Genomic DNA, 20,796 nt, shown 5'->3' with positions numbered 1-20,796 from the left:
CCCGACCGCCCCAACAGGGTGTCCGACAGCAAGGAACAAGCTCACCAACGCGGCAATGCGCGGGTTCCGTCGGAAATGGCCGAAGAGCTGGGCACGGCCGAGCAGCTCCGCTGATCGTGGGTCGCGCCACCTCAACGGAGGCCACTGCATCGCCCACCACCGAACAGAACCTCGTCGCCGCGTGCGCGCACGACCATGACCTGCGTGACAACGGCTCAGACGTCCTTCGTGGGAGAGCCTCCACTGGTAGCCGCGTCGCTGCCGGGGGCCCTGCACGGCCCCCGGTGGCACCCACGGCTGGATCACGGCGGACACTGCCGCCCGCCAGCGGATGGCGCGGGCTCGAGCGCCGCGACCGAATCAGGGATACGGCGGGAGAGGGTGGCGCGGAGGCGGGGGGTTGTGGAGGCCGGCGTAAGACCGTGCCAGCAACCACCGCGCCCGCGCAACGCCGCGGCAGCGGCTCGCACCGGAGGCCCGCTATCACGGCCGGCCGGAACAACCCCCCGTCGCAGCGCCTACGGACACCGGCCACCGCCGTCCCAGAGACATCGCCTTCATGGGGCTCCCGTGTCCATCGCCCTGTTCAACCTCACGGACGTCGACCCGCGCACCGTGTACGGGCCATCAACCAGCGCAGATCCAGGAGCATCGACCACTCACCCCGAAAGCCGCAAAATCACGAGCGACAGCAACCAATGCCCGAACGTGACCCCGACCACGAGCGCGATACCGGGAACGCGGGCGGCCCGCGATGACGGGAACGGGTGGCCACGCGGCCCAACTCATCCCGATCCAGCCCAACCAATCCAGACATCCGAAGACATCGGGAGACATCCGGAGACATGCAGTGAGATCCGGAGGCAATCCCCATGCATCCAATGCATCCATACGACACCGGTACGGTGGATCTTCGCTCTTGATGATCTTAGAATGACAACCTAAGGTTGTCAGTCATGGAGCCATCTGAATTACTCTCGCGGGCGCGGTCACGGTCGCTCGACCCTGCGGACCCCCTCGAGACCCTCGCGGCCGCGATCACGCTGAGCGCCGAGCTGAGCCGTGACACGGACGCCCTGCTCGATCTCGCCGTACGCGAGGCCCGAGAGGCCGGAGCCTCCTGGACGGTGATCGGAGAGCGCTTCGGCTTCTCGAAGCAGGCCGCCAGGAAGCGTTTCACCCCGCCCTTCGCCGGCCGCCATCTGGCGAACCGCCGCAAGAAGCGCGACGCGGCCTGCTCCTTCTGCCGTCAGACGCCCGGGCCACGCATTCAGATGGTGCACGGCGAGGCGGGCCGGATCTGCGGCGCCTGCGTGTCACTGGCCAGCGACATCGTGGCCGATCTCATCAAGCGCCGATAACCGGCGTCGAACGTCGGCGCAGACCCCAGCAGACCCCAGCAGACCCCAGAGCAAACCCCCGGCAGAACCTCAGAGCCGCCCCCGGAGTCGAACCCCGATCCGCACTCCGGGGCCCGACTCCGAGAGCCGGTGACAAGAAACACGAGCAGCGGACACGGAGTCCGATCAGGTCACGGCCAGCCGCTGCTGATAGCGCTCGTCCCGCCACAGTTCCTTGTCGAGCACCTCGGCCAGAGTCGCGGCGGCGTCGTACACGTCGACGTAGCGCAGGTACAGCGGCGCGAAGCCGAACCTCATGATGTCCGGCTCCCGGTAGTCGCCCACGACTCCGCGGTCGATGAGCGCGCGAATCACCGGGTAGCCGTCGGCGTGCCGGTAGCTCACCTGGCTGCCACGCTGGGCCGGGTCACGCGGGGTGGCGAGGACCAGGTCGGGCCTGAGTTCGTCGACCAGGTCGATGAACAGCGTGGTCAGGGCCACGCTCTTGGCCCTGACCTGCGCCATGTCGACGGTGTCCCAGATGTCGAGCGAGGCGTTCAGCGCACTGTAGGCGAGCACCGGCGGGCTGCCGGTGGCGAACCGCCGTACTCCGTCGGCGGGCCGGTAGTTCGGCTCGAAGGCGAACGGCGCGGCGTGCCCGTGCCACCCGGAAATGACGTTGTGCGCGGCGTCCTGGTGACGGTCGGCCACATACAGGTACGCGGGGGCGCCAGGGCCTCCGTTGAGGTACTTGTACGTGCAGCCGATGGCGAAATCCACGTCGGCCGCACGCAGGTCGACGGTGACGGCGCCCGCGCTGTGGCAGAGGTCCCAGATCATGATGGCCCCGGCGGCGTGCACCTGGGCGGTCACCGCGTCCATGTCGCGAAGGGCGCCGGTCCGATAGTCCACGTGGCTGAGCAGGACCGCCGCCACGTCGTCGTCCAGCGCCTCGTCGAGGGAGCCGATGTCCCTGATCTCGTACGCGCCGAGAGCCTTGGCGACCCCTTCGACGACGTACCGGTCCGTGGGGAAGTTCTCCAGGTCCGAGACGATCACCCGCCGTCCGGGGCGGAGCGGCAGCGCGGCGGCCATCACCTTGAAGATGTTCGTGGATGTGGAGTCCCCGGCGAGGACCTCCCCGGGGCCCGCGCCGATCAGCGGCGCCAGCCGGTCGCCGGTGGACTGCGGAAGATCCCACCAGCCCGCGGTGTTCCAGCTCGCGCCGAGGTCACGGCCCCATTCGGTCTCCACGGTGTGCGCCACCTTGGCCGCCGTACGCCGCGGCAGCGCGCCCAGGGAGTTGCCGAGCAGGTACGTGGTCCCGCTGGGCAGGGAGAACTCGTCCCGCAGGTCCCGCAGCGGGTCCTCGGTGTCGAGGGCGTAACAGTCGGCACGGCTGATGGCCACGATCAGAACTCCTTCGTTTGGTCGTCATTTCCTGAAATACCGCCAAATGGGCGGTTGCACACAACCAGCCGTCATCCGACCTCCGGGTAGCCGGGTCGCCACCTTCCCATCACCACCCGCAGAATGTCCGTCATGTGGCTCGTGTGGCGTATGTGGGGTCATGTCATCATGGCCGCCGTACTGGCGGTCCCGGTCACGCTGCTCGCGGCCCACCTGCTGGCCCGCCGGAGAGCGGCCCGCGGCCATCCCCATCCCGCTCGTACGGCCTACGCGGACGTCCTCATGATCGCCGGAACGGTCCCCTGGCTGTGGATGATCCTCACCCCGGGACACAACACCGAGGGGATCAACCTCGTCCCCTTCCGCGACCTCGCCGCGGTCTTCCAGGCACCCGCCGAAACCGTGATCGTGCAGGTCGGGGGCAATCTCCTGGTGTTCGCGGCGCTCGGCGCGCTGCTTCCCGTCAGGTCCGCGCGGTTCGCCCGGCTCTGGACCGTGGCGCTCGTCGCCGCCGCCGCCTCGGCCACCGTCGAGGCCCTCCAGTACGGCCTGCACCTCGACCGGGTGTCATCGGTCGACGACGTACTGCTCAACACGGCGGGAGCCGTCCTCGCCGCGATCATGACGCAGCGTTGGCACGCGAGCCGGATAGCGGCCGGGAGCGTTCCACAGTAACGGACCGCGATAATCCCTCGAGATCGTCACATGGGCACGATCCACTCAAAATAAGCACGGGACCAACGTCATTCCCTGTGCGATCGTGGACAAGACGGGGCAAGTTCTCTGGAGACGCTAACCCCCCGTTGGTGACAGAGGGTGATCAAACGTGACGGAATCCTCCCCGGTACACGAACTCCCGATCTACCGGCGCATCGCCGACAGGCTACGCGGCGAGATCCTGTCGGGTGAGCTGCACGACGGAGATCGGCTACCGGGAGAGAACGCACTCATGGCCGAGTACGGCATCGCGCGGGCCACGGCCCGCCAAGCCCTCGCCGTGCTCATCAACGAGGGCCTGGCCGTGCCCCGGCGCGGCTCCGGCGTGTACGTACGGTTGTTTCGCCCGATCCGGAGGCATGGCTCCCGGCGGCTCTCCCGCGAGCAGTGGGGGCAGGGCCGCGCCGTCTGGGACGCCGACGCCCGTGGCCGCGCCTACACGGTCGATCAGGTCCAGATCCAACGGGAACAGGCGAGCGAGGAGGTAGGACACATACTCGACAGTGACGAGGTGTGGGTGCGGCGCCGCCGCTATCTCGTGGACGACCGGCCCGTCCAGCTCGCCGCCTCGTACTTCCCGGCCGAACTGGTCGAGGGTACGGCGGTCGTGCTCCCCGACACCGGCCCGGGCGGCGTGTACGCCCGGCTGGGCGATCTCGGCCACCCTCCGGCGCACTTCACCGAGGAGGTCCGGGCCAGGATGCCCCACCCGCGCGAGGCGGAACTACTCGGTCTGCCCGCGGGCACGCCCGTCATCTCCATCGGCCGTACGGCCTACACGGCGGAGGGCCGTCCGGTCGAGCACAACGAGATGGTCCTCGACGCCGCCTCGTACGTCCTCCAGTACGACTTCGACGCATAGGTCAAGCAAGTGACGTTGACCTGACTGTCCCGATCATTGATTTCTCTAGAGATGTCCCGCACCTTGAGTGGGAGAGGTCAAGAAGCCGCCTCCGGCGCGAGCCGGAAGCGGCAGACCCCGGCCACGAGTGCGGAAGCCTCCGACCCTATCGGGGGCGGGGGCTTCCGCCTCCATGATCCCCCGTGGGGGCGTCGCCACTGGTGCCATCCCAACGGCGCCTCCACGGGCACCAACCGTGCCACCGCCGGCGGCTGCTACTGCCGGTGGGAGGGCTGGCCGTTCTGCTCGTTCTGGACCCGGACAACGGTGACGTCCGTGGTGACGTCCGTGTCCTCGACGTGCTGCTCCGGGCCACCCTCCGCCTGGACCGTCACGTCCTCCACGATGACCCGGATGTCCTCGTCGTCCTCGGCCGCGGGCTCGGCCGGGGCGAGTTCGAGCTGCTGGGCCGGCGGAGCCGGCGGCAGCACCGCCGCCTCGTCGATCAGCGCGCCCGCCGCACTCTCCCTGTGGAGCAGGTCGCCCAGGACCGACCCGATCTCGCCCAGCCTGCGCATGACCTCGGTGTGAGTGTCCGTGAGATAGGCGACCCGGCGGCCGGTGTGCTCGTCCAGCGCCGCGACCCGCTGCTGGGCGGCGGTGAGCGTCGAGTGCGCCTCGGCACGGGCGTCTCCGACCAGCTTCTCCGCCTCGAGGCGGGCGACCGTGAGCTGCCTGTCGGCCTCGGCGCGGGCGGCGCGGAGGGTGTCCTCGGCCTCGGCGCGCGCCGTGCCCAGGGTCTCCTCGGCGTCGGAGCCCGCCTGCGCGAGCAGGCGCTCGGCGGCGCTGGTGGCGTCGGCGACGCGGCGCTCGGCCTCCTCCTGGGCGGCGGCCCTGATCGAGTCGGCCTGCTCACGCGCGGCCGTGACCATCCGGTCGGACTCGGCCGCGGCCTGGTCGACCAACCTGTGGGCCTCGGACTGGGACGCCTCCTTGTTGGCCGCCGCCTCCTCGTGCGCCAGCTTGAGGATCTGGCTCAGCCGCTCACCCAGCTCATCGGGGTTCTGCGGGGCCTCAGACAGCCTGCGGCGCGCTTCGGACAGCTCGAGACGGCCCTGCTCGGCCTGGTCGATCGTCCGAGCCAGCCGCTCCTCCAGGTCTCTGATCTGGTTCCGGGTCCTGATCATGTAGTCATGGACCTGCCGACGGCTGTATCCACGCATCACGACTTCGAAGGAGTCGTCGCTCAAGAGGTCGGGGAAGTTCTCGGTCTGATTCGTCATGACAAGCCCTGGGTTTGGAATTGAGGCGGTAACGCACGTCAGGACATGACTCTGCTGCCATCCGCCCTACCTCGCAACCCGAACGCCCGAGCTCCTGCCGAAAAGCGACCCTCCGCGCCGGGCACGCGAGGGCGTTCGTGGAATCATGACGGCATGCCGTACATCGCTGCTCTGGACGACGACGCCACCCCCGACCTGCACCCCGAGTCCTGGGTCGCGCCCGGCGCGGTGATCGTCGGTCGCGTACGGCTCGGCCGCGGGTCGAGCGTCTGGTACGGCTCGGTCCTGCGCGGCGACGACGAGCGGATCGAGGTCGGCGCCGAATGCAACATCCAGGACCTGTGCTGCCTGCACGCCGATCCGGGCCAGCCCGCGCTCCTGGAGGACAGGGTGAGCCTCGGGCACAAGGCGATGGTGCACGGCGCCCACGTGGAGACGGGCGCGCTGGTCGGCATCGGGGCCGTCGTCCTCGGTGGCGCGCGGATCGGCGCGGGCACGCTGATCGCCGCGGGTGCGGTGGTCACGCCGGGGGCGAGGATCCCCGCAGGAGTGCTGGTCGCGGGCGTGCCCGGCCGGGTGGTCCGTGAGCTGACCGACACCGACCGCGCCTCGTTCGCCCGTACGCCTGACAACTACATGGCCAAGGCGCGCCGCCACGCCTCGGCCGCCCGGCTCACCGCGGGGTGACGGCGAACGCCTCCGTGATCAGCTGCGTGAACGTCTGCACGAACGTCTGGGCGAAGTTCCCCTCGAAGGTTCCGGTGAACGTGCCGGCCAGCGGCCGGTGGTCCGAGAGCTCCGGCTGGGTGTCGATCACTTCGGCGCCGGCGTTCCGGTAGGCCGACTGCGTCGCGAAGATGTAGTCGATCTTCCGGCCGCCCCTGGTCGTGGGGGTTCCCCCCCGGTGCAGGCGGTCCGCGAGTCCGGCGTCGACCTCCGTGTAGTTCCCCGTTCCCAGCCCGGATCCGTACAGCGGGGTCAGCTCGACGTGCTCCGGCTTGCGGTTGAAGTCGCCGCCGAGGATGACCGGGGTGTCACCCGCCCAGTCGGTGATCTTCCCGGTGACCTGCTGCGGGGTCTCCAGGGCCGAGATGTGCGTCACGCAGCCGACGGCGTACTCCATGCCGACCAGGGAGCGCGCGCACAGCACTCCGCGCCGGTGCAGGGACGCGGCGGGGTCGCCGAACGGGTTGTCGACGACGAGCCGCCGCCGGAGCGGCGAGCCCACGACACCGTTCTTGAAGGCCAGCGCGATGCCGGCGGTCCTGCCGTTCGGCGCCGCGAGATCGTCGGTCATGTCACCCCAGATCCGGGGACAGGTGGCCGATCTGCCGAGGCCGTACCAGACGAAGTCGTAGTCCGGGAGCTGCTGCCGCAGCAGGCCGACCTGGGCGTAGCACATCTCGGTGAAGGACGCCACGTCCACGTCCCTGCTCCTGATCAGTGAGGAGACCTGAGGTGCCCAGATCCTCCGCCGCTCCGGTGTGAGGTCCTCCGCGCAGGTGTTCCGCTTGTTGTTGCCTCCGCACAGGTTGAAGGTGAGCACGTTCACCCGGTAGGTCAGCGTCGCGTCGGCGACCGCCGCCCCACCTGGGCCGACGAGCGGTGAGGCGAGCAGAACACCGGAGACCAGAACCCTCGCCATGCCGCAGCGGCTCGTACCGATCATCTCTCACTCTCCACAATCGCTTGATTACTTAGAGTAGCAAACGTGATCATACTAGCGAGACAGGGATAGATTGCGGCAAAAAGGACTTCTTATCCCACCCAGGCACCGGTGGTGAAATTTCCCACATTGATGGCCATGATCGGTGCGGCCACCGACAGGTACGCCATGAACACCCAGGGACGGCGCGATCCCACGATGCCGACCGAGAGATAGAGCGGCCACCACAGCAGCGACGCCCGGCCGACGGACATGTAGAACGACGACATCGCCAGCAGCGCCACCGCCTGAGGCGCGAGATAGGCGAAGTCGGCCCACCGGCGGCGGACCAGCCGCCAGACGATGAGCGCCACGAGCACACCCGCGGCCAGCATCTCCTCCTGGTACGACGTGCGCAGCGCGACCTCGTCGACCGACCTGTTCCAGGTGTTGAGCAGCACCGTCCAGGGCAGCTCGGGGAACCGTCCCCAGTACTGCGCCTCGGCCGCCTTCCACGCCATGAGGTCGCCCGTACGGTTCCAGAGATAGAGCATGTAGGCCAGCACCGGCAGGCCGGGCAGCGCGAGCCAGGCCACCTTGCGCCACTGCCTGCCGTTCTCCGCGACCAGGAACATGACGGCCAGGCCGAGAGCGAGGAAGAGCCCGGAGACCCGGATCGAGGACGCCAGCGCCGCGCAGACGGAGGCGGCGGCCCAGCGCCCCCGGCGCGCGAGCAGCCACGCGGGGATCGCCAGCGCGAGGAACGGCGCCTCGGAGTATCCCGCCAGCAGGAACACCGCGAACGGGCTGAGGAAGAACGCCAGGACCGTCCAGGTGCCCGTGCCCTCCCGGTAGGAGTCGCTCAGCCGGGACAGCGCCACCGCGACGACCGCGCTCGCCACGAGCGAGACCAGGACGATGGACAGGCTCCAGTCGGGGATCAGCCAGTGCAGGTCGCGCAGCAGCAACGGCAGCCCCGGGAAGAACGCCACCAGCTTCGGCGCGTCCGTCATCTCCGGCGCGCCGTCGTAGCCGTACTGCGCGATGGCGATGAAGTTGTCCGCGTCCCAGGGCGTGAGCCGGTCGAGCAGGGGCGCCTCCGTACGGCCCGGCGCCGCGAGCACCATGTAGATGTACGTGGCGACGTGCCAGAAGAACCAGATCAGCAGGGCCGTCCGGTCGGCGGGCCGGCCGAGGAACCGGCGGAACCCGCCGAACCGCGTCCCGCCCGGCACCGGGTCGGATTCCGGCACGGCTTCCGCCTGCTGAATGTCCGTCACGTTGACCAATGGAAGTACGTCGGGACCGTCCGCGCAAAGGGAATGGCGGACGGAAACCACGCAGCCCCTCGAAACCAAGGTCATTTACCCAGGTCATCCCGTTTTCCGGGCTGAAACTTTCACGTCGTCCCGTCACCGGCGGGATCTACCATTGCCGGGTGCACTGGGACGGCTTCACGGCGATCGAGCGGGACGTCCGCGCCATGGTCGCCGATCCACGCTGGGCGGCGCTGCCCGTCCCCGCGCGCGCCCAGGCGATGGCGCGGCGGGCCCTGATGACCCCGGACGGCGCGTGCTGGTTGTTCGGCGCGCACGCCCGGTGGTACCGGCTGGACCGCGTGGACGGCCGGTGGCATCTGTCGGCGCCTCCGGGGTCACCGGTGGTTCGCTCGGCCGCCCGCCCGCCGCACACGGCGATGGGGATCCCCCATCTCCTCATCCCCGCCGGGCCCGACTTCGCGGTGGAGCGCGGCTCCACACAGGCGTTCGTCGGGCCGGACGTGCCCGAGGGCGTCACCGAGCGGATCAGGGCCCTGGTGGTGGCGCACCGCCGGAGACACCGGGATGACTTCCCGCTGCCCGAGAGCTGCTTCCGCGACGTCTTCGCGGCGGACGTGCCCGGCACGGTGGCCGCCGTGTGGGGCACCATCATGTGGTGCGCGTACGCGCCCGCCTTCGACGGCAACGAGGTGCTGCTGTCGCTGTTCGGCGAATTCCTGGCCCGGCCGCTGCCCGGAGACGACTGGGTGCGATGGCTCCCGCCGGTCCCCCTGGACGCCCTCGTGACGCTCTACACGGAGCGGATGCTCGCCCGGCCAGGCGAGGCCGGAGCGCGGCTGGCGGGGCGGATGGCCGGGCTCGTCACCGAGACCGCCACGGCGCTCCGCGCCGACCCCCGGTTCCGGCCCAGAGCCGACGCGCTCCTGGCCATGGCCGGTCCTGCCGCCGCCCGGCCGTGGCTGGACGAGCCCGCAGCGCGGGCCGGTGCCGTACGGCAGGCATGGCTGGCGCGGTGCCCCCCGCATCTGGTCATGGCGACCCTGGCCGAGACGTCCCCGGGCGAGCATTTCCGGCACACGCTCTACGACCTGGTCGAGGCGCTGGGCCATGTGGCCGCGACGGGGGCCGACCCGAGGGCGGTGGCCGCTTCTCTGCTCGCCGCCGACGTCGCGGTCGTGTCCCCGGGCGTGGTGGCCGCGCTCTATCCGTGGCTGGACGACGAGATGCGCCGCTCGTTGTACGTGGCGCTCACCGATCCCGCCCATCCGCTGCGCGGCTGCTGGCCCGCCTCCGGCGAGTTGCCCGCCGCCCTGCTGCCCTCCGGGAGGGACGAGGCCGCCGCCCTGCTCGGAGCGGCGTACGCCACCGGGCTGGCGTGGTGCCGGCTGACGGGCACGGCCCCGCCGCCGCGGGGATTCCCGGTATCCTCGGCGGTCGTCGCGTGCCTCATGCACCAGCGGGACGACGCCGTTCCCGAGCTCTCGGTGACCGATGAATTCGACGATCAGTCATCGTCCGGGTGGCTCTTTCACAGGTGACGCTTTCTTCACCTGAATCCCAGGAAGACGCAATAACCTCTGCTTTTACCAAAGGGTGCGGACGCCTTCCCGAAATTAACCGAATTGTGATCTCAGATTCTGGGAAATGGTTAGTGGTAGGGGGCGGGCCAGCCCTCAGGAATGGTCCCGATGGGCCATGTCGGGGAAAGGCGGCCAGACGTAACCTCGTGATGGGTGTGGGCTGCAGAAGGAAGGACGACGCGGTGGGGCACGACGACCTGGACTCTCGGGTCCACGACCGTGTCGCGTTGGACGAGATCGCGCTCTATGCGGAGGTGCTGGAGGCCGTCAACTTCAGCGATGACCGACTGACCTTGGACGAACTCGACAACGCGCTCGGATTGGGAACTTCGGCGAGTCGCTGAAGGCATTCACGAGAAACGGTCCCGGACTCCGGCAACGGGGTCCGGGATTGCTTTTCCGGGACTAGTCAACCAGCCCCCACCGCTCAGGAGCGTACGAGCCGGGCGATGGCCGCCGACGCTTCCTTGATCTTCTCATCTGCCGCGGGACCGCCCTCGCTCACCGCGTGGGCGACGCAGTGCGCGATGTGGTCCTCAAGCAGCCCGAGAGCCACCGCCTGAAGCGCACGGGTCGCCGCCGACACCTGAGTGAGAACGTCGATGCAGTACGCGTCCTCGTCGACCATCCGATGCAGCCCCCGGATCTGCCCCTCGATCCGGCGCAGCCGCTTGAGATACGCCTGCTTGTCACCGCTGTACCCATGCATGACCTCACGTTACCCGTTTTGGGTATGAACGCCAGTCACTCCCGTGATCGCAGGCCGTACATGAGTTCCTGCCATCGGGCGGCCACCACGCCGGCGGCGTGGCCCGCGGCGGACTGGATCGCCCCGGCGGCCAGAGCCGTACGCCGGCGGTCGTCGTCCACCAGCCCGAGCAGGGCGGTGGCGTACGCCTCGACCTCGTCCCCGCCCTCGGGCACCAGCACGCTGTCGTGGCCGGGACGGACGAACTCCGCCGGACCGCGCGCCCCGTCGAACCCGACGATCGGGACCCCGCAGCTCAGCGCCTCGACCACGCTCATGCCGGGCGCCTCGTGCCGGGACGGCACCGCGACGATGGACGCCTTGGCGAACTCCCCGGGAAGGTCGGACGTCGTGCCCATGAAGTAGACGTGGTTGTGCAGGTCGAGCTCGCGGACCAGCGCGCGCAGCCGCTTCTCCTCCGGGCCCGTGCCGTACAGGCGAAGCCGCCAGTCGGGCCGCTTGTCCGCGACGACGGCGAAGGCGCGGATCAACCGGTTGTACGCCTTGACCGGCACGAGCCGGCCCCCGGCGCTGACGATGCGGTTGTCCATGCGGGACCTGGGCCACGGCCCGGCGGGCAACGCGTCCGGGATGGCGTGCACCGAGAGCTCGTCGTCGAGGAGGCGTGCCCAGTCCTCCCGCGCGCTCGCGGTACTCGTCACGACCGCGTCGAGGCGGGGATAGAAGCGGCGGACGGGACCGGGCACCGCGGGACGCGACCACTCCTTGGCGATCCGCACCACCTCGCGCGGCGCGTAGCGTGCCGACTGGACGCTGAGGCTCGGCCTGGCCGTGATCAGCACGTCCGTGCGCAGCCCGCGCAGCATGCGCCAGAGGGCGACCTCCGTGCGGACCTGGCCCGACGGCAGCAGGTGGCGCACACCCGGACGCGAGTCCACCAGCCAGCGCATGGAGATTCGCGGATCGACGGGGAAGAACGGCGTCTCCCTGGTCCGCTTGACGCTCACGATCTCGACCTCGTTGCGCGAGGCGAGCCCCGCCGCGAGGTTCAGCGTGGCCCGGACGTCACCGCGCATCCCGTACGCCGAGGGAAGCAGGAAGGAGATCTTCACGCGCCGACCTCCAGGCGCAGCTCGTCATCCGAGGTGAAGGTGGGGGTGACCGGGACACCGTCGACCAGCACGCGGGGGTAGTGCACCCTGCGGCGTTTGCCCTCGACGTCGTCGATCCTGGCGCCCAGCGGCAACCAGCCGTCGATGCCGTCGACCTCCAGGGCCGGCTGCCAGACCCCCTCCTGGTCGGGCGCGGCCGCGAGAACGTCGCACAGCGAAAGCGCCGCGTGGAAGCGCACGCCCTGGACCGTGGCGGCGACCGTCACGGTCGCGTCGGGGTCGCCGCAGCGCAACGTGAGCGTGGCCTCGCGGTGCCGGTCGTCGTCGTCGAGCCCCGTGTAGGCCAGCAGGCCGGTGACCTCGAAGCGTCCCTCGCGGAACCACACCGCCCGGACGTCGGCGACCGGCGCGGCTTCGTCGATCTTGACGGCGAGAAAGCCGTTGCGGGTCCGGTAGGCGCGGTAGGCCAGGGTGCGCCGTCCCAGCGCGTACGCGTCCAGCCGGTCGAGCGAGAAGCCGGGGTCGATGCTGCGCATCCGCACCCGGGGACCGTCCTGCTGGAGATAGGCGTCCCAGCGTCCCGGCGTGAGCGACAACGGCGCGAGCGGGACCGCGAGCGCGGCCTCCTCGACGTCGCCCTCTGGTGCGTCGAGGGCGTCAAGGGTGATCTGGCGTTCGGCTCCGGTGCCTCGATGCCGCAGGATCAGACGGGTTTCGCCGGAGAGCGGCTCCTCGACCGCCATTCGCACGGCGAGGACGTCGGCAAGGGTGACCTCGGCATCCGTAACGATCACGCCCACCGCTCAGCCCCCTCCCCGTTGATTGAGCCACCGTTGAGGTTACCGTGATTTTCCCGTTATGTGGATATGCAGAGAAAGACATTTGGGGTTAACGCCCGGATTACTGATACTCCTGCAGATCTGACCGATCAATTCCACAAATTGTGGATAAGATTGGCAAGTCGCGGACCGCCCTCCCCCTTCCTCCCTGGGAGGGCGGTCCGTTACGACGCGTACCGTCAGCCGGCGACCGGCTCGCCCTTGACGGACTTGATCAGCAGCTGCGCGACGTCGACGACTTCCAGCGTCTCCTTGGCCTCGCCGCTGTTCTTCTTCTCGTTGATGGCGTCGCCCAGCATGACGAGGCAGAACGGGCACGCGGTGGAGACGGTGTCCGGATCGGTGGTCAGCGCCTCATCCACCCGCTCGGTGTTGATGCGCTTGCCGATCCGCTCCTCCATCCACATGCGGGCGCCTCCGGCGCCGCAGCAGAAGCCGCGGTCCTTGCAGCGGTGCATCTCCTGCGCCTGGACGCCGGGCACCTTCGCCATGATGTCGCGGGGCTGCGCGTACACCTTGTTGTGGCGGCCGAGGAAGCACGGGTCGTGGTAGGTGATCTTCTCCTCGATCGGCGTGATCGGGGTGAGCCTGCCCTCCTCGACGAGGTGTGCCAGGAGCTGGGTGTGGTGGACGACCTCGTAGGTGCCACCCAGCTGCGGGTACTCGTTGGCGAGCGTGTTGAAGCAGTGCGGGCAGGTCGCGACGATCTTCTTGACCCCGGCCTCGTTCAGCGTCTCGATGTTCTGCTGGGCGAGCATGTTGAACAGGAACTCCATGCCCAGGCGGCGGGCCGGGTCACCCGTACACGCCTCCATCGGGCCGAGCACGCCGAACTTCACGCCCGCGATGTGCAGCAGCTCGGCGACCGCCTTGGTGGTCTTCTTGGCGCGGTCCTCCAGGGCTCCGGCGCAGCCGACCCAGAAGAGGTACTCGACGTCCTCGGGCATCTTCTCGTCGATGATCGGGACCTCGAAGTCGAGCTCCTCGATCCACTCGGCCCGCTTCATCTCGGACATGCCCCACGGGTTGCCCTTGTTCTCGAGGTTCTTGAGCATGACGCCCGCCTCGGACGGGAACGAGGACTCGATCATGACCTGGTAGCGGCGCATGTCGAGGATGTGGTCGATGTGCTCGATGTCGACCGGGCACTGCTCGACGCAGGCGCCGCAGTTGGTGCAGGACCACAGCACGTCCGGGTGGATGACGCCGTCCTCGCCCACGAGGGGCTTCTCCAGCAGGGCCAGCACGTCCTGCGGGTGCGCGTCCTTCTGCTCCTCGCCCGCCAGGAGGTACGGAGCGACCTGGAAGGCGTAGTCGCGCTGGTCGATGATCAGCATCTTCGGCGACAGCGGCTTGCCGGTGTTCCAGGCCGGGCACTGCGACTGGCAGCGGCCGCACTCGGTGCAGGTGTAGAAGTCGAGGAAGCCCTTCCAGGAGGTGTCCTGGATCTTGCCGCGGCCGAAGACGTCGACCTCGGGGTCGGCCTCCTCGAAGTCCAGCACCTTGCCGCCGCTGCGCATCTCCTGCGCCGCGCCCAGGCCGTCCGGGCGACGGGAGAACATCACGTTCAGCGGCGCGGTGAAGATGTGCAGGTGCTTGGAGTTCACCACGATGATCAGGAACACCAGCATGACGCCGATGTGCAGCAGGAGGCCGATCTCCTCCAGCAGCTCGCTGGTCGGCAGGATCTTCGCGGCCAGCTCCGAGGCGAACGCGCCTGAGGCGTACGGGAAGTTCCCCGTGTTGATCGCCGCGCCACGGAAGAGGAACATCGTCCAGATCACGTTGAAGATCATGAAAAGGACGAGCCAGGCGCCGCCCAGGTGCGAGCCGGAGAACCGGGAGCCGCGCCCGAGCTTCTTGGGCGAGTTCTTGATCCGGATCACGGAGAAGGCGATCAGTCCCACGAGCGCGGCGACCGCGATGAAGTCCTGGAGGAAACCGAGGACCGCCCACGTCCCGATGAGCGGAATGTGGAAGTCCGGCGTGCCAGTGATCATCCCCTGGATGAGCGCGCCGTACGCCTCGAGGTAGACCGTCGCCAGGATGAAGAACGCCCACATCACGAAGAAGTGCGCGGTACCCGACGGCGTCCACTTGAGCAGCTTCTTCTGCCCGAAGACCTCGACCAGCTGGGCCTTGATCTCCGTGCCGACGTTATCCTTGGCGTACTCGATCCGTTCGGGCGCGGGCTGGCCGCTTGTGGCGAGCCGGTAGAGGAACGCCACGCGACGGCCCGCGAAGGCGAGCGCGACGCCCGTCATGACGAGCCCGATGATCGCAACCCAGAGCACGGGTCCTCCCTTAGCAAAGTTGGCTGCCAGCGTACGACCGCAGGTCATCCACAATTACGCCGAGGCCGTACCGAATCCTACCCACGGGTAACTTGTCGGGCAAAAGTCCGGCACGTCCAGCCTCGATAGTAGAAGAAAGCTCTAGATCGGTGTCAGCCGGGCTACGCGGAGAGATAACGCTGCAGCGTAGGGGCGAGGATCTCGACGAGTTCCTCCGTGTCCGCCGAGGCGAGCGGTTCCAGTTTGACGATGTAGCGCATCATCAATACTCCGAACATCTGGGCGAAGGCTACCTCCATCCTGATGGGTGGGATGCACAGCGCCTCCGCCACCCGGGTGAGGATCGCCTCGGTGATGAACTCGCGCAACATGCCGACCGCCTGCTCGTTCACCATCGCGGTGCGCATCAGCGCCACGATGGGCTCACGGGCCTCGGGCGTCGAGGTCATGGTCAGCAGGAAGCGGACCAGCCGCTCGCCGATCTGCTCGGGCGGACCGCCGAGGATCGTCGGCAGCACGGTCGCCGGATTGACCGGGAACTGCATCGCCGCGACGAAGACGCCCTCCTTCGACGCGAAGTAATGGTGCACGAGGGCCGGATCGACCCCCGCCTCGGCCGCGATCCCGCGGACGGTCGCCTTGTCGTACCCCTTCTCCGCGAAGATCTTCCGCGCGGCGGCGAGCACCGCCCCGCGCGTATCGGCCGTCCCCGGCCTGCGGCCGGGCCGCCTCTTCGGCGTCGCCCGCTCCGTCACCGCCGGCCCGAGGGGGCCAGATGCAGCCGCGCGAAGGCCAGCGCCTCGGCGAGATCGTCGATCCGCTCGCTCCGGCTGGCCGCCCTGCGGGTGTTGATCTCCAGCACGACCAGGCCGCCGTATCCGTTGCCCGCCAGACGCTCCAGCATCTGAGCGCACGGCTGGTTGCCCCGTCCGGGCACCAGGTGCTCGTCCTTGTTGGTGGTGCCGACGCCGTCGGCCAGGTGCAGGTGGGCGAGCCGGTCGCCGAGCTTGGCCGCCATCTCCATCGCGTCCGATCCCGACACCGCCGTGTGCGACAGATCCAGCGTCACATCCGGGAAGTCGTAGTCGATCGGGTTCCACCCCGGCGCGTACGGCACGACCTCGCTGCCCCGGGCCCGCAGCGGGAACATGTTCTCCACCGCGAAGACGACGTCGGTCTCGTCGCGCATCCGGGCGAGACCGACCTCGAAGTCCCGCGCGTAGTCTCGCTGCCAGCGGAAGGGCGGGTGGACCACCACGGTCTGCGCTCCCAGGCGCTCGGCCGCGCGCCGCGCGCGCTGCAGCTTGAGCCACGGGTCGCGCCCCCACACCCGCTGGGTGACGAGCAGGCACGGCGCGTGCACGGCCAGGATCGGCATCTGGTAGTGATCCACCAGCCGCTCCAGGACCTCGACGTCCTGGCTGACCGGATCCTGCCCGACCATGATCTCCACACCGTCGTATCCCAGGCGCTGCGCCAGTTCGAAGGCGTCTGGCGTCCGCTCGGGGTACACCGACGCCGTTGACAACGCGATCTTCGCGTTGGGGACACGGATGGCACTCACGGATCCAGCCTAAGCCGGGCGGAGACCGCGTGCCGCGACGCCACAATGATGCAGCGAAGATCACAACCTATCGTTGACGCATGGCGCACATCCTGACCGGGGCCATTCCCAGCCCGAACATCTGGAACTCCCCGCAGACATACGAGCTGGAGAACCGGGCGGTCGACCCCGACGGCGTCGCCGACGCGGCCATGCGCGCGATCCGCCCGTGGGACGGCGCGACCGTGCTCGACATCGGCTGCGGCACCGGTTTCCACCTGCCCTCGCTCGCCGCGACGGCGGCCCGCGTGGTCGGGGTGGAGCCGCACGCCGGCCTCGCGTCCCGCGCCACCTCCCGCTGCGCCTCCCTCCCCAACGTCCGGGTCCGTACGGCCACCGCCCAGGCGCTCCCGGTGCCCGATTCGTCGGTGGACGTGGCCATCGCCCGCTGGGCGTACTTCTTCGGCCCCGGATGCGAGCCGGGGCTGCGGGAGCTGTCGCGGGTCATGCGCCGCGGCGGCGCGGCCTTCGTCGTGGACCTGGACGCCTCGAGGGGCGCGTTCGGGCGCTGGTTCAGCCGATCGATCCCGTCATACTCCGCGAAGGACGTCGAGGCGTTCTGGTCCCGGCAGGGCTGGCAGCGCCGCGAACTCGACCTGCGGATGGTCTTCGCCTCCAGAGCCGATCTGGAGAGCGTGCTCCGCATCGAGTTCACGCCCGCGGTGGCCGAGGCGGCCGCCGAGGAGACCGAGGGCCTGGAGCTCGACTACCCCAACGTCCTGCGCTGGCGGCATTTCTAGCGCCGGAGACGCCTTGACATTGACGTTGGCGTCAAGGCTTACCGTCGGGGTTCTGGGAGGGCCGATGCGGATCGGAGAGCTGGCTCGGCGCGCGGGGGTGAGCACCCGCGCCCTGCGCTACTACGAACAACAGGGACTGATCGAGGCACGCCGCTCCGCGAACGGATACCGGGAGTACGACGAGGCCGACCTGCGGCTGGTCATGGAGATCCGTTCGCTCATGGCGGTGGGGTTCACCCTCGAGGACGCCCGGCCGTTCGTGGACTGCCTGCGCTCCGGACAACCTTCGGGGCACGCCTGCGCGGACTCCGTCGCGGTCTACCGGCGCAAGCTGGCCGAGATCGACGCGGACATCCGCTCGCTGATCGCCCGCAGGTCCGAGGTGGCCGCCCAGCTCGCACTGGCCTGCCCGGGCTGCGTGCTTTCCACGGGAGGAGAACCATGATCACCCTGACTGCCGAGACGTTCGACGAGCAGGTGCTGCGGAGCGACAAGCCCGTCCTGGTGGACTTCTGGGCGGAGTGGTGCCCCCCGTGCCGGATGCTCGCTCCGATCCTGGAGGAGATCGCCTCCGAGTACGGCGACCGCCTCACCGTGGCCAAGCTCAACGCCGACGACCACCCCGAGATCGCCCAGCGGTACGGCATCCTCGGCTTCCCGACGCTGAATCTCTACCGCGACGGCGAGATCGTGCGGCAGATCCGCGGCGCGAAGCCCAAGCGCATGCTGTTGGCCGACCTCGCCGGGCACATCTGACCGTTCCCGCGTCCCCTCGTCCGTGTCTGATTGTCGGCGAGTGCCGATAGCGTGCCCCCGTGGCGACGAAGCAGAGGGTGTCCTACCGGTGCGGCGAGTGCGGGTGGACCACCGCCAAGTGGGTGGGGCGCTGTGGCGAGTGCCAGGCGTGGGGCACGGTCGAGGAGGCCGGCGCCCGGCAGGGCGTCAACGTGGTCAAGCCGGGCGCCGTGTCCGCGCCGGCGGTTCCGATCGGCGAGGTCAAGGCCGAGGTCGCGCACGCCCGCCCCACCGGCGTCGGCGAGCTCGATCGGGTTCTGGGCGGTGGTCTGGTGCCCGGCGCGGTCGTCCTGCTCGCCGGTGAGCCGGGCATCGGCAAGTCCACGCTCCTGCTCGAGGCCGCGGCCCGCACCGCCGGCCACGAGACCGTTCTCTACGTCACCGGCGAGGAGTCGGCCGCCCAGGTGCGGATGCGCGCCGACCGCATCGGCGCGATCGAGCCCCGGCTCTACCTCGCCGCGGAGACGGACCTGTCGGCCCTGGTCGCGCACGTCGAGAAGGTCCAGCCGCGGCTCCTCATCGTGGACTCGGTGCAGACCATCGGCTCCGCCGAGGCCACCGGCGTGCCCGGCGGCGTCACCCAGGTGCGCGAGGTCGCGGGCAACCTCGTCCGGCTGGCCAAGGAGCGCGGCATGTCGACGGTGCTCGTCGGCCACGTGACCAAGGACGGCACGATCGCCGGACCCCGCGTCCTCGAACACCTCGTCGACGTGGTGCTCCACTTCGAGGGCGACCGCAACTCCCGGCTCCGCATGGTCCGCGCGGTGAAGAACAGATTCGGCCCCATCGAGGAGGTCGGCTGCTTCGACCTCAACGAGCGCGGCATCACCGGGATCACCGACCCCAGCGGGCTGTTCCTCTCCCGGCACACCGAGCCGGTGCCGGGCACCTGCGTCACGGTCACCATCGAGGGCACCCGCCCGATCCCCGCCGAGGTGCAGGCCCTGGTCGGGCCGACCGAGGCGCCGCAGCCGAGGCGGACCTCCTCCGGCCTCGACTCCTATCGCGTGGCCATGGTGCTCGCGGTGATGGAGCGGCGACTGCAGGCCAAGATCGGCAAATGTGACGTGTTCACCGCGACCGTGGGCGGCATCCGGCTCACCGATCCCGCGGTCGACCTGGCCCTGATGCTCTCCGTGGTCAGCGCGGCCGCCGACCAGGCGCTGCCGCCCGGCCTGGTCGTGCTGGGCGAGGTCGGCCTCGCCGGCGAGTTGCGCCCGGTCCGCGACGTACGACGCCGTCTCGCCGAGGCCGCCAGGCTGGGATTCACCCGGGCGCTGGTGCCCAAGGGATCTCTTGAGGAGGGAGCCCCCAAGCTGGAGCCCGTGCCGTCCCGGGGGCATCTGGTCGCGGTCCGCGAGCCCATGCTGCGCACCACGAGCTTCGCCCCCGGCTTCGAGGTCACCGAGGCGGAGTTCGTCTGGGAGGCTCTCTCGCATGTCCGGTGACAGCGGGCACCCGCCGGTAAACTGAGCGAGGTAATGCGTCCGACCGCGGGGGTCACGTGCCACACAACGACAAGGGATCTGACGAGCGGCGCCGGGCGATACTCGCCGCCGTCGCCCCTGGCACCGCGCTGCGCGAGGGGCTGGAGCGGGTTCTCCGCGGCCACACCGGGGGTCTCATCGTTCTCGGCTACGACCGCACCGTCGAGGAGATCTGCACCGGCGGTTTCGAGCTCGACGTCGAGTTCGCGGCCACCCGGTTGCGTGAGCTGGCCAAGATGGACGGCGCGATCGTGCTGAACAGCGGCGACCTGCGGATCGTCCGCGCGGCCGTGCATCTCGTGCCCGACCCCAGCATCCCGACCGACGAGTCCGGCACCCGCCACCGTACGGCCCAGCGGGTGGCCCGGCAGACGTCCTTCCCCGTCATCGCGATCAGCAAGTCGATGCGGATGATCGCGCTCTATCTGGACGGCATCCGCTACGTGCTGGAGGAGTCCGCGGCGATCCTCTCCAAGGCCAACCAGGCGCTGGCGACGCTGGAGCGCTACAAGATGCGGCTGGACGAGGTGTCCGGCACGCTGTCCGCCCTGGAGATCGAGGATCTCGTCACCGTCCGCGAGGTGGTGACGGTGGTCCAGCGCCTCGAGATGGTCCGGCGCATCGCGGGCGAGATCGAGGGCTATGTCGTGGAGCTCGGCACCGACGGCCGGCTCCTCTCCCTTCAGCTCGACGAGCTCGTCGCCGGCGTGGACACCGACCGCGAGCTGATCGTGCGCGACTACCTGCCGGATTCGGTCGTGAAGCGGTCAGGCGACTTCGTCGAGCATCTGAGCGAGCTCGACGGGCTCTCGGCCGGCGATCTGCTCGACCCGTCGAAGGTCGCCCACGTGCTCGGCTACTCCGGCACGGGCGCCCTGGACGGGCCGGTCAGCCCACGTGGGTTCCGCCTGCTGACCAAGGTGCCGCGGCTGCCCGGCACGATCGTGGACCGGCTCGTCGACCACTTCGGCGGGCTCCAGAAGCTCCTCGCCGCCAGCGTCGACGACCTCCAGTCCGTGGGCGGCGTCGGCGAGACCCGGGCCCGCAGCGTCCGTGAGGGGTTGTCCCGGCTCGCTGAGTCCTCCCTGTTGGAGCGCTACATCTGAGCTCGCGGGGCGCCG

At 69.5% G+C, this 20,796-nt stretch carries 21 protein-coding genes; 11 read left to right on the top strand and 10 right to left on the bottom strand.

Annotation, left to right across the window (positions count from 1 at the left end; translation table 11 throughout):
• The first annotated feature begins 956 nt into the window (after positions 1–956).
• Positions 957–1,361 carry a ClpX C4-type zinc finger protein gene (locus tag AB0I59_RS39690; RefSeq protein ID WP_061261362.1) on the top strand — a complete coding sequence of 135 codons (405 nt, stop codon included), beginning with the start codon at positions 957–959 and terminating at the stop codon, positions 1,359–1,361.
• A gap of 165 nt (positions 1,362–1,526) precedes the next feature.
• On the opposite strand, the gene kynU is transcribed toward AB0I59_RS39690, so the two are convergent.
• Complete coding sequence (gene kynU / locus AB0I59_RS39685; protein WP_358141732.1) at positions 1,527–2,753, bottom strand: kynureninase; 1,227 nt, start codon at positions 2,751–2,753, stop codon at positions 1,527–1,529.
• A 165-nt stretch (positions 2,754–2,918) separates the two neighbouring features.
• Here kynU and AB0I59_RS39680 point away from each other — a divergent pair, with 165 nt between their 5' ends.
• A complete protein-coding gene (locus tag AB0I59_RS39680; RefSeq protein ID WP_358141710.1) occupies positions 2,919–3,425 on the top strand; it encodes a VanZ family protein in 507 nt (168 codons plus the stop codon).
• Positions 3,426–3,576: 151 nt separating this feature from the next.
• Entirely contained in the window at positions 3,577–4,329 is a 753-nt protein-coding gene (locus AB0I59_RS39675; protein ID WP_358141708.1) for a GntR family transcriptional regulator, read from the top strand.
• A 254-nt stretch (positions 4,330–4,583) separates the two neighbouring features.
• Here AB0I59_RS39675 and AB0I59_RS39670 read toward each other — a convergent pair whose 3' ends face one another.
• Positions 4,584–5,591: a hypothetical protein gene (locus AB0I59_RS39670; protein ID WP_061261365.1), complete on the bottom strand. Its 1,008-nt coding sequence runs from the start codon at positions 5,589–5,591 to the stop codon at positions 4,584–4,586.
• Between the two features lie 153 nt (positions 5,592–5,744).
• Between AB0I59_RS39670 and AB0I59_RS39665 the strand changes: the two genes are divergently transcribed.
• Positions 5,745–6,278, top strand: coding sequence for a gamma carbonic anhydrase family protein (locus AB0I59_RS39665; protein ID WP_061261366.1), 534 nt, complete (start codon positions 5,745–5,747; stop codon positions 6,276–6,278).
• Here AB0I59_RS39665 and AB0I59_RS39660 read toward each other — a convergent pair.
• Both AB0I59_RS39660 and AB0I59_RS39655 read right to left on the bottom strand, forming a co-directional pair.
• Positions 6,265–7,260: an endonuclease/exonuclease/phosphatase family protein gene (locus tag AB0I59_RS39660; RefSeq protein WP_358141704.1), complete on the bottom strand. Its 996-nt coding sequence runs from the start codon at positions 7,258–7,260 to the stop codon at positions 6,265–6,267. The genes AB0I59_RS39665 and AB0I59_RS39660 overlap by 14 nt on opposite strands.
• A gap of 89 nt (positions 7,261–7,349) precedes the next feature.
• Positions 7,350–8,516: a mannosyltransferase family protein gene (locus AB0I59_RS39655; RefSeq protein WP_358141701.1), complete on the bottom strand. Its 1,167-nt coding sequence runs from the start codon at positions 8,514–8,516 to the stop codon at positions 7,350–7,352.
• Between the two features lie 158 nt (positions 8,517–8,674).
• Between AB0I59_RS39655 and AB0I59_RS39650 the strand changes: the two genes are divergently transcribed.
• Positions 8,675–10,054, top strand: coding sequence for a hypothetical protein (locus tag AB0I59_RS39650; protein WP_358141698.1), 1,380 nt, complete (start codon positions 8,675–8,677; stop codon positions 10,052–10,054).
• Between the two features lie 197 nt (positions 10,055–10,251).
• The gene (locus tag AB0I59_RS39645; RefSeq protein ID WP_358141695.1) at positions 10,252–10,440 is read left to right on the top strand and encodes a hypothetical protein; all 189 of its coding nucleotides are present in this window, start codon (positions 10,252–10,254) and stop codon (positions 10,438–10,440) included.
• Positions 10,441–10,523: 83 nt separating this feature from the next.
• Here AB0I59_RS39645 and AB0I59_RS39640 read toward each other — a convergent pair whose 3' ends face one another.
• From AB0I59_RS39640 to AB0I59_RS39615, 6 genes are all read right to left on the bottom strand, one after another.
• A complete protein-coding gene (locus AB0I59_RS39640) occupies positions 10,524–10,805 on the bottom strand; it encodes a metal-sensitive transcriptional regulator (protein WP_061261370.1) in 282 nt (93 codons plus the stop codon).
• Positions 10,806–10,840: 35 nt separating this feature from the next.
• Positions 10,841–11,917 (bottom strand): glycosyltransferase, encoded by a 1,077-nt coding sequence (locus AB0I59_RS39635; protein ID WP_061261371.1) that lies wholly within the window; start codon positions 11,915–11,917, stop codon positions 10,841–10,843.
• On the bottom strand, positions 11,914–12,711 hold the full coding sequence (locus tag AB0I59_RS39630) for a hypothetical protein (protein WP_358141692.1): 798 nt from the start codon (positions 12,709–12,711) through the stop codon (positions 11,914–11,916). The genes AB0I59_RS39635 and AB0I59_RS39630 overlap by 4 nt, the downstream gene beginning before the upstream one ends.
• 224 nt (positions 12,712–12,935) lie before the next feature.
• Entirely contained in the window at positions 12,936–15,050 is a 2,115-nt protein-coding gene (locus tag AB0I59_RS39625; protein WP_061261373.1) for a (Fe-S)-binding protein, read from the bottom strand.
• 161 nt (positions 15,051–15,211) lie between these two features.
• Positions 15,212–15,736, bottom strand: a complete 525-nt coding sequence (locus tag AB0I59_RS39620) for a TetR/AcrR family transcriptional regulator (RefSeq protein ID WP_358141688.1) — start codon at positions 15,734–15,736, stop codon at positions 15,212–15,214.
• A gap of 65 nt (positions 15,737–15,801) precedes the next feature.
• A complete protein-coding gene (locus tag AB0I59_RS39615; RefSeq protein WP_061261375.1) occupies positions 15,802–16,614 on the bottom strand; it encodes a sugar phosphate isomerase/epimerase family protein in 813 nt (270 codons plus the stop codon).
• 80 nt (positions 16,615–16,694) lie between these two features.
• Here AB0I59_RS39615 and AB0I59_RS39610 point away from each other — a divergent pair, with 80 nt between their 5' ends.
• From AB0I59_RS39610 to disA, 5 genes are all read left to right on the top strand, one after another.
• Positions 16,695–17,393 carry a class I SAM-dependent methyltransferase gene (locus AB0I59_RS39610; RefSeq protein ID WP_061261376.1) on the top strand — a complete coding sequence of 233 codons (699 nt, stop codon included), beginning with the start codon at positions 16,695–16,697 and terminating at the stop codon, positions 17,391–17,393.
• 64 nt (positions 17,394–17,457) lie between these two features.
• Positions 17,458–17,838, top strand: a complete 381-nt coding sequence (locus tag AB0I59_RS39605; RefSeq protein ID WP_061261377.1) for a MerR family transcriptional regulator — start codon at positions 17,458–17,460, stop codon at positions 17,836–17,838.
• Positions 17,835–18,149, top strand: a complete 315-nt coding sequence (gene trxA / locus AB0I59_RS39600; protein WP_061261378.1) for a thioredoxin — start codon at positions 17,835–17,837, stop codon at positions 18,147–18,149. The genes AB0I59_RS39605 and trxA overlap by 4 nt, the downstream gene beginning before the upstream one ends.
• A 59-nt stretch (positions 18,150–18,208) precedes the next feature.
• Positions 18,209–19,636: a DNA repair protein RadA gene (radA, locus tag AB0I59_RS39595; RefSeq protein ID WP_061261379.1), complete on the top strand. Its 1,428-nt coding sequence runs from the start codon at positions 18,209–18,211 to the stop codon at positions 19,634–19,636.
• Between the two features lie 56 nt (positions 19,637–19,692).
• Entirely contained in the window at positions 19,693–20,781 is a 1,089-nt protein-coding gene (gene disA / locus AB0I59_RS39590; RefSeq protein ID WP_061261380.1) for a DNA integrity scanning diadenylate cyclase DisA, read from the top strand.
• Positions 20,782–20,796 lie beyond the last annotated feature (15 nt).

Origin of the sequence: Microtetraspora glauca (assembly GCF_040656155.1) — a bacterium.
GTDB classification, from domain to species: domain Bacteria; phylum Actinomycetota; class Actinomycetes; order Streptosporangiales; family Streptosporangiaceae; genus Microtetraspora; species Microtetraspora glauca.
This window is presented reverse-complemented; position numbering and strand designations above follow the sequence as displayed.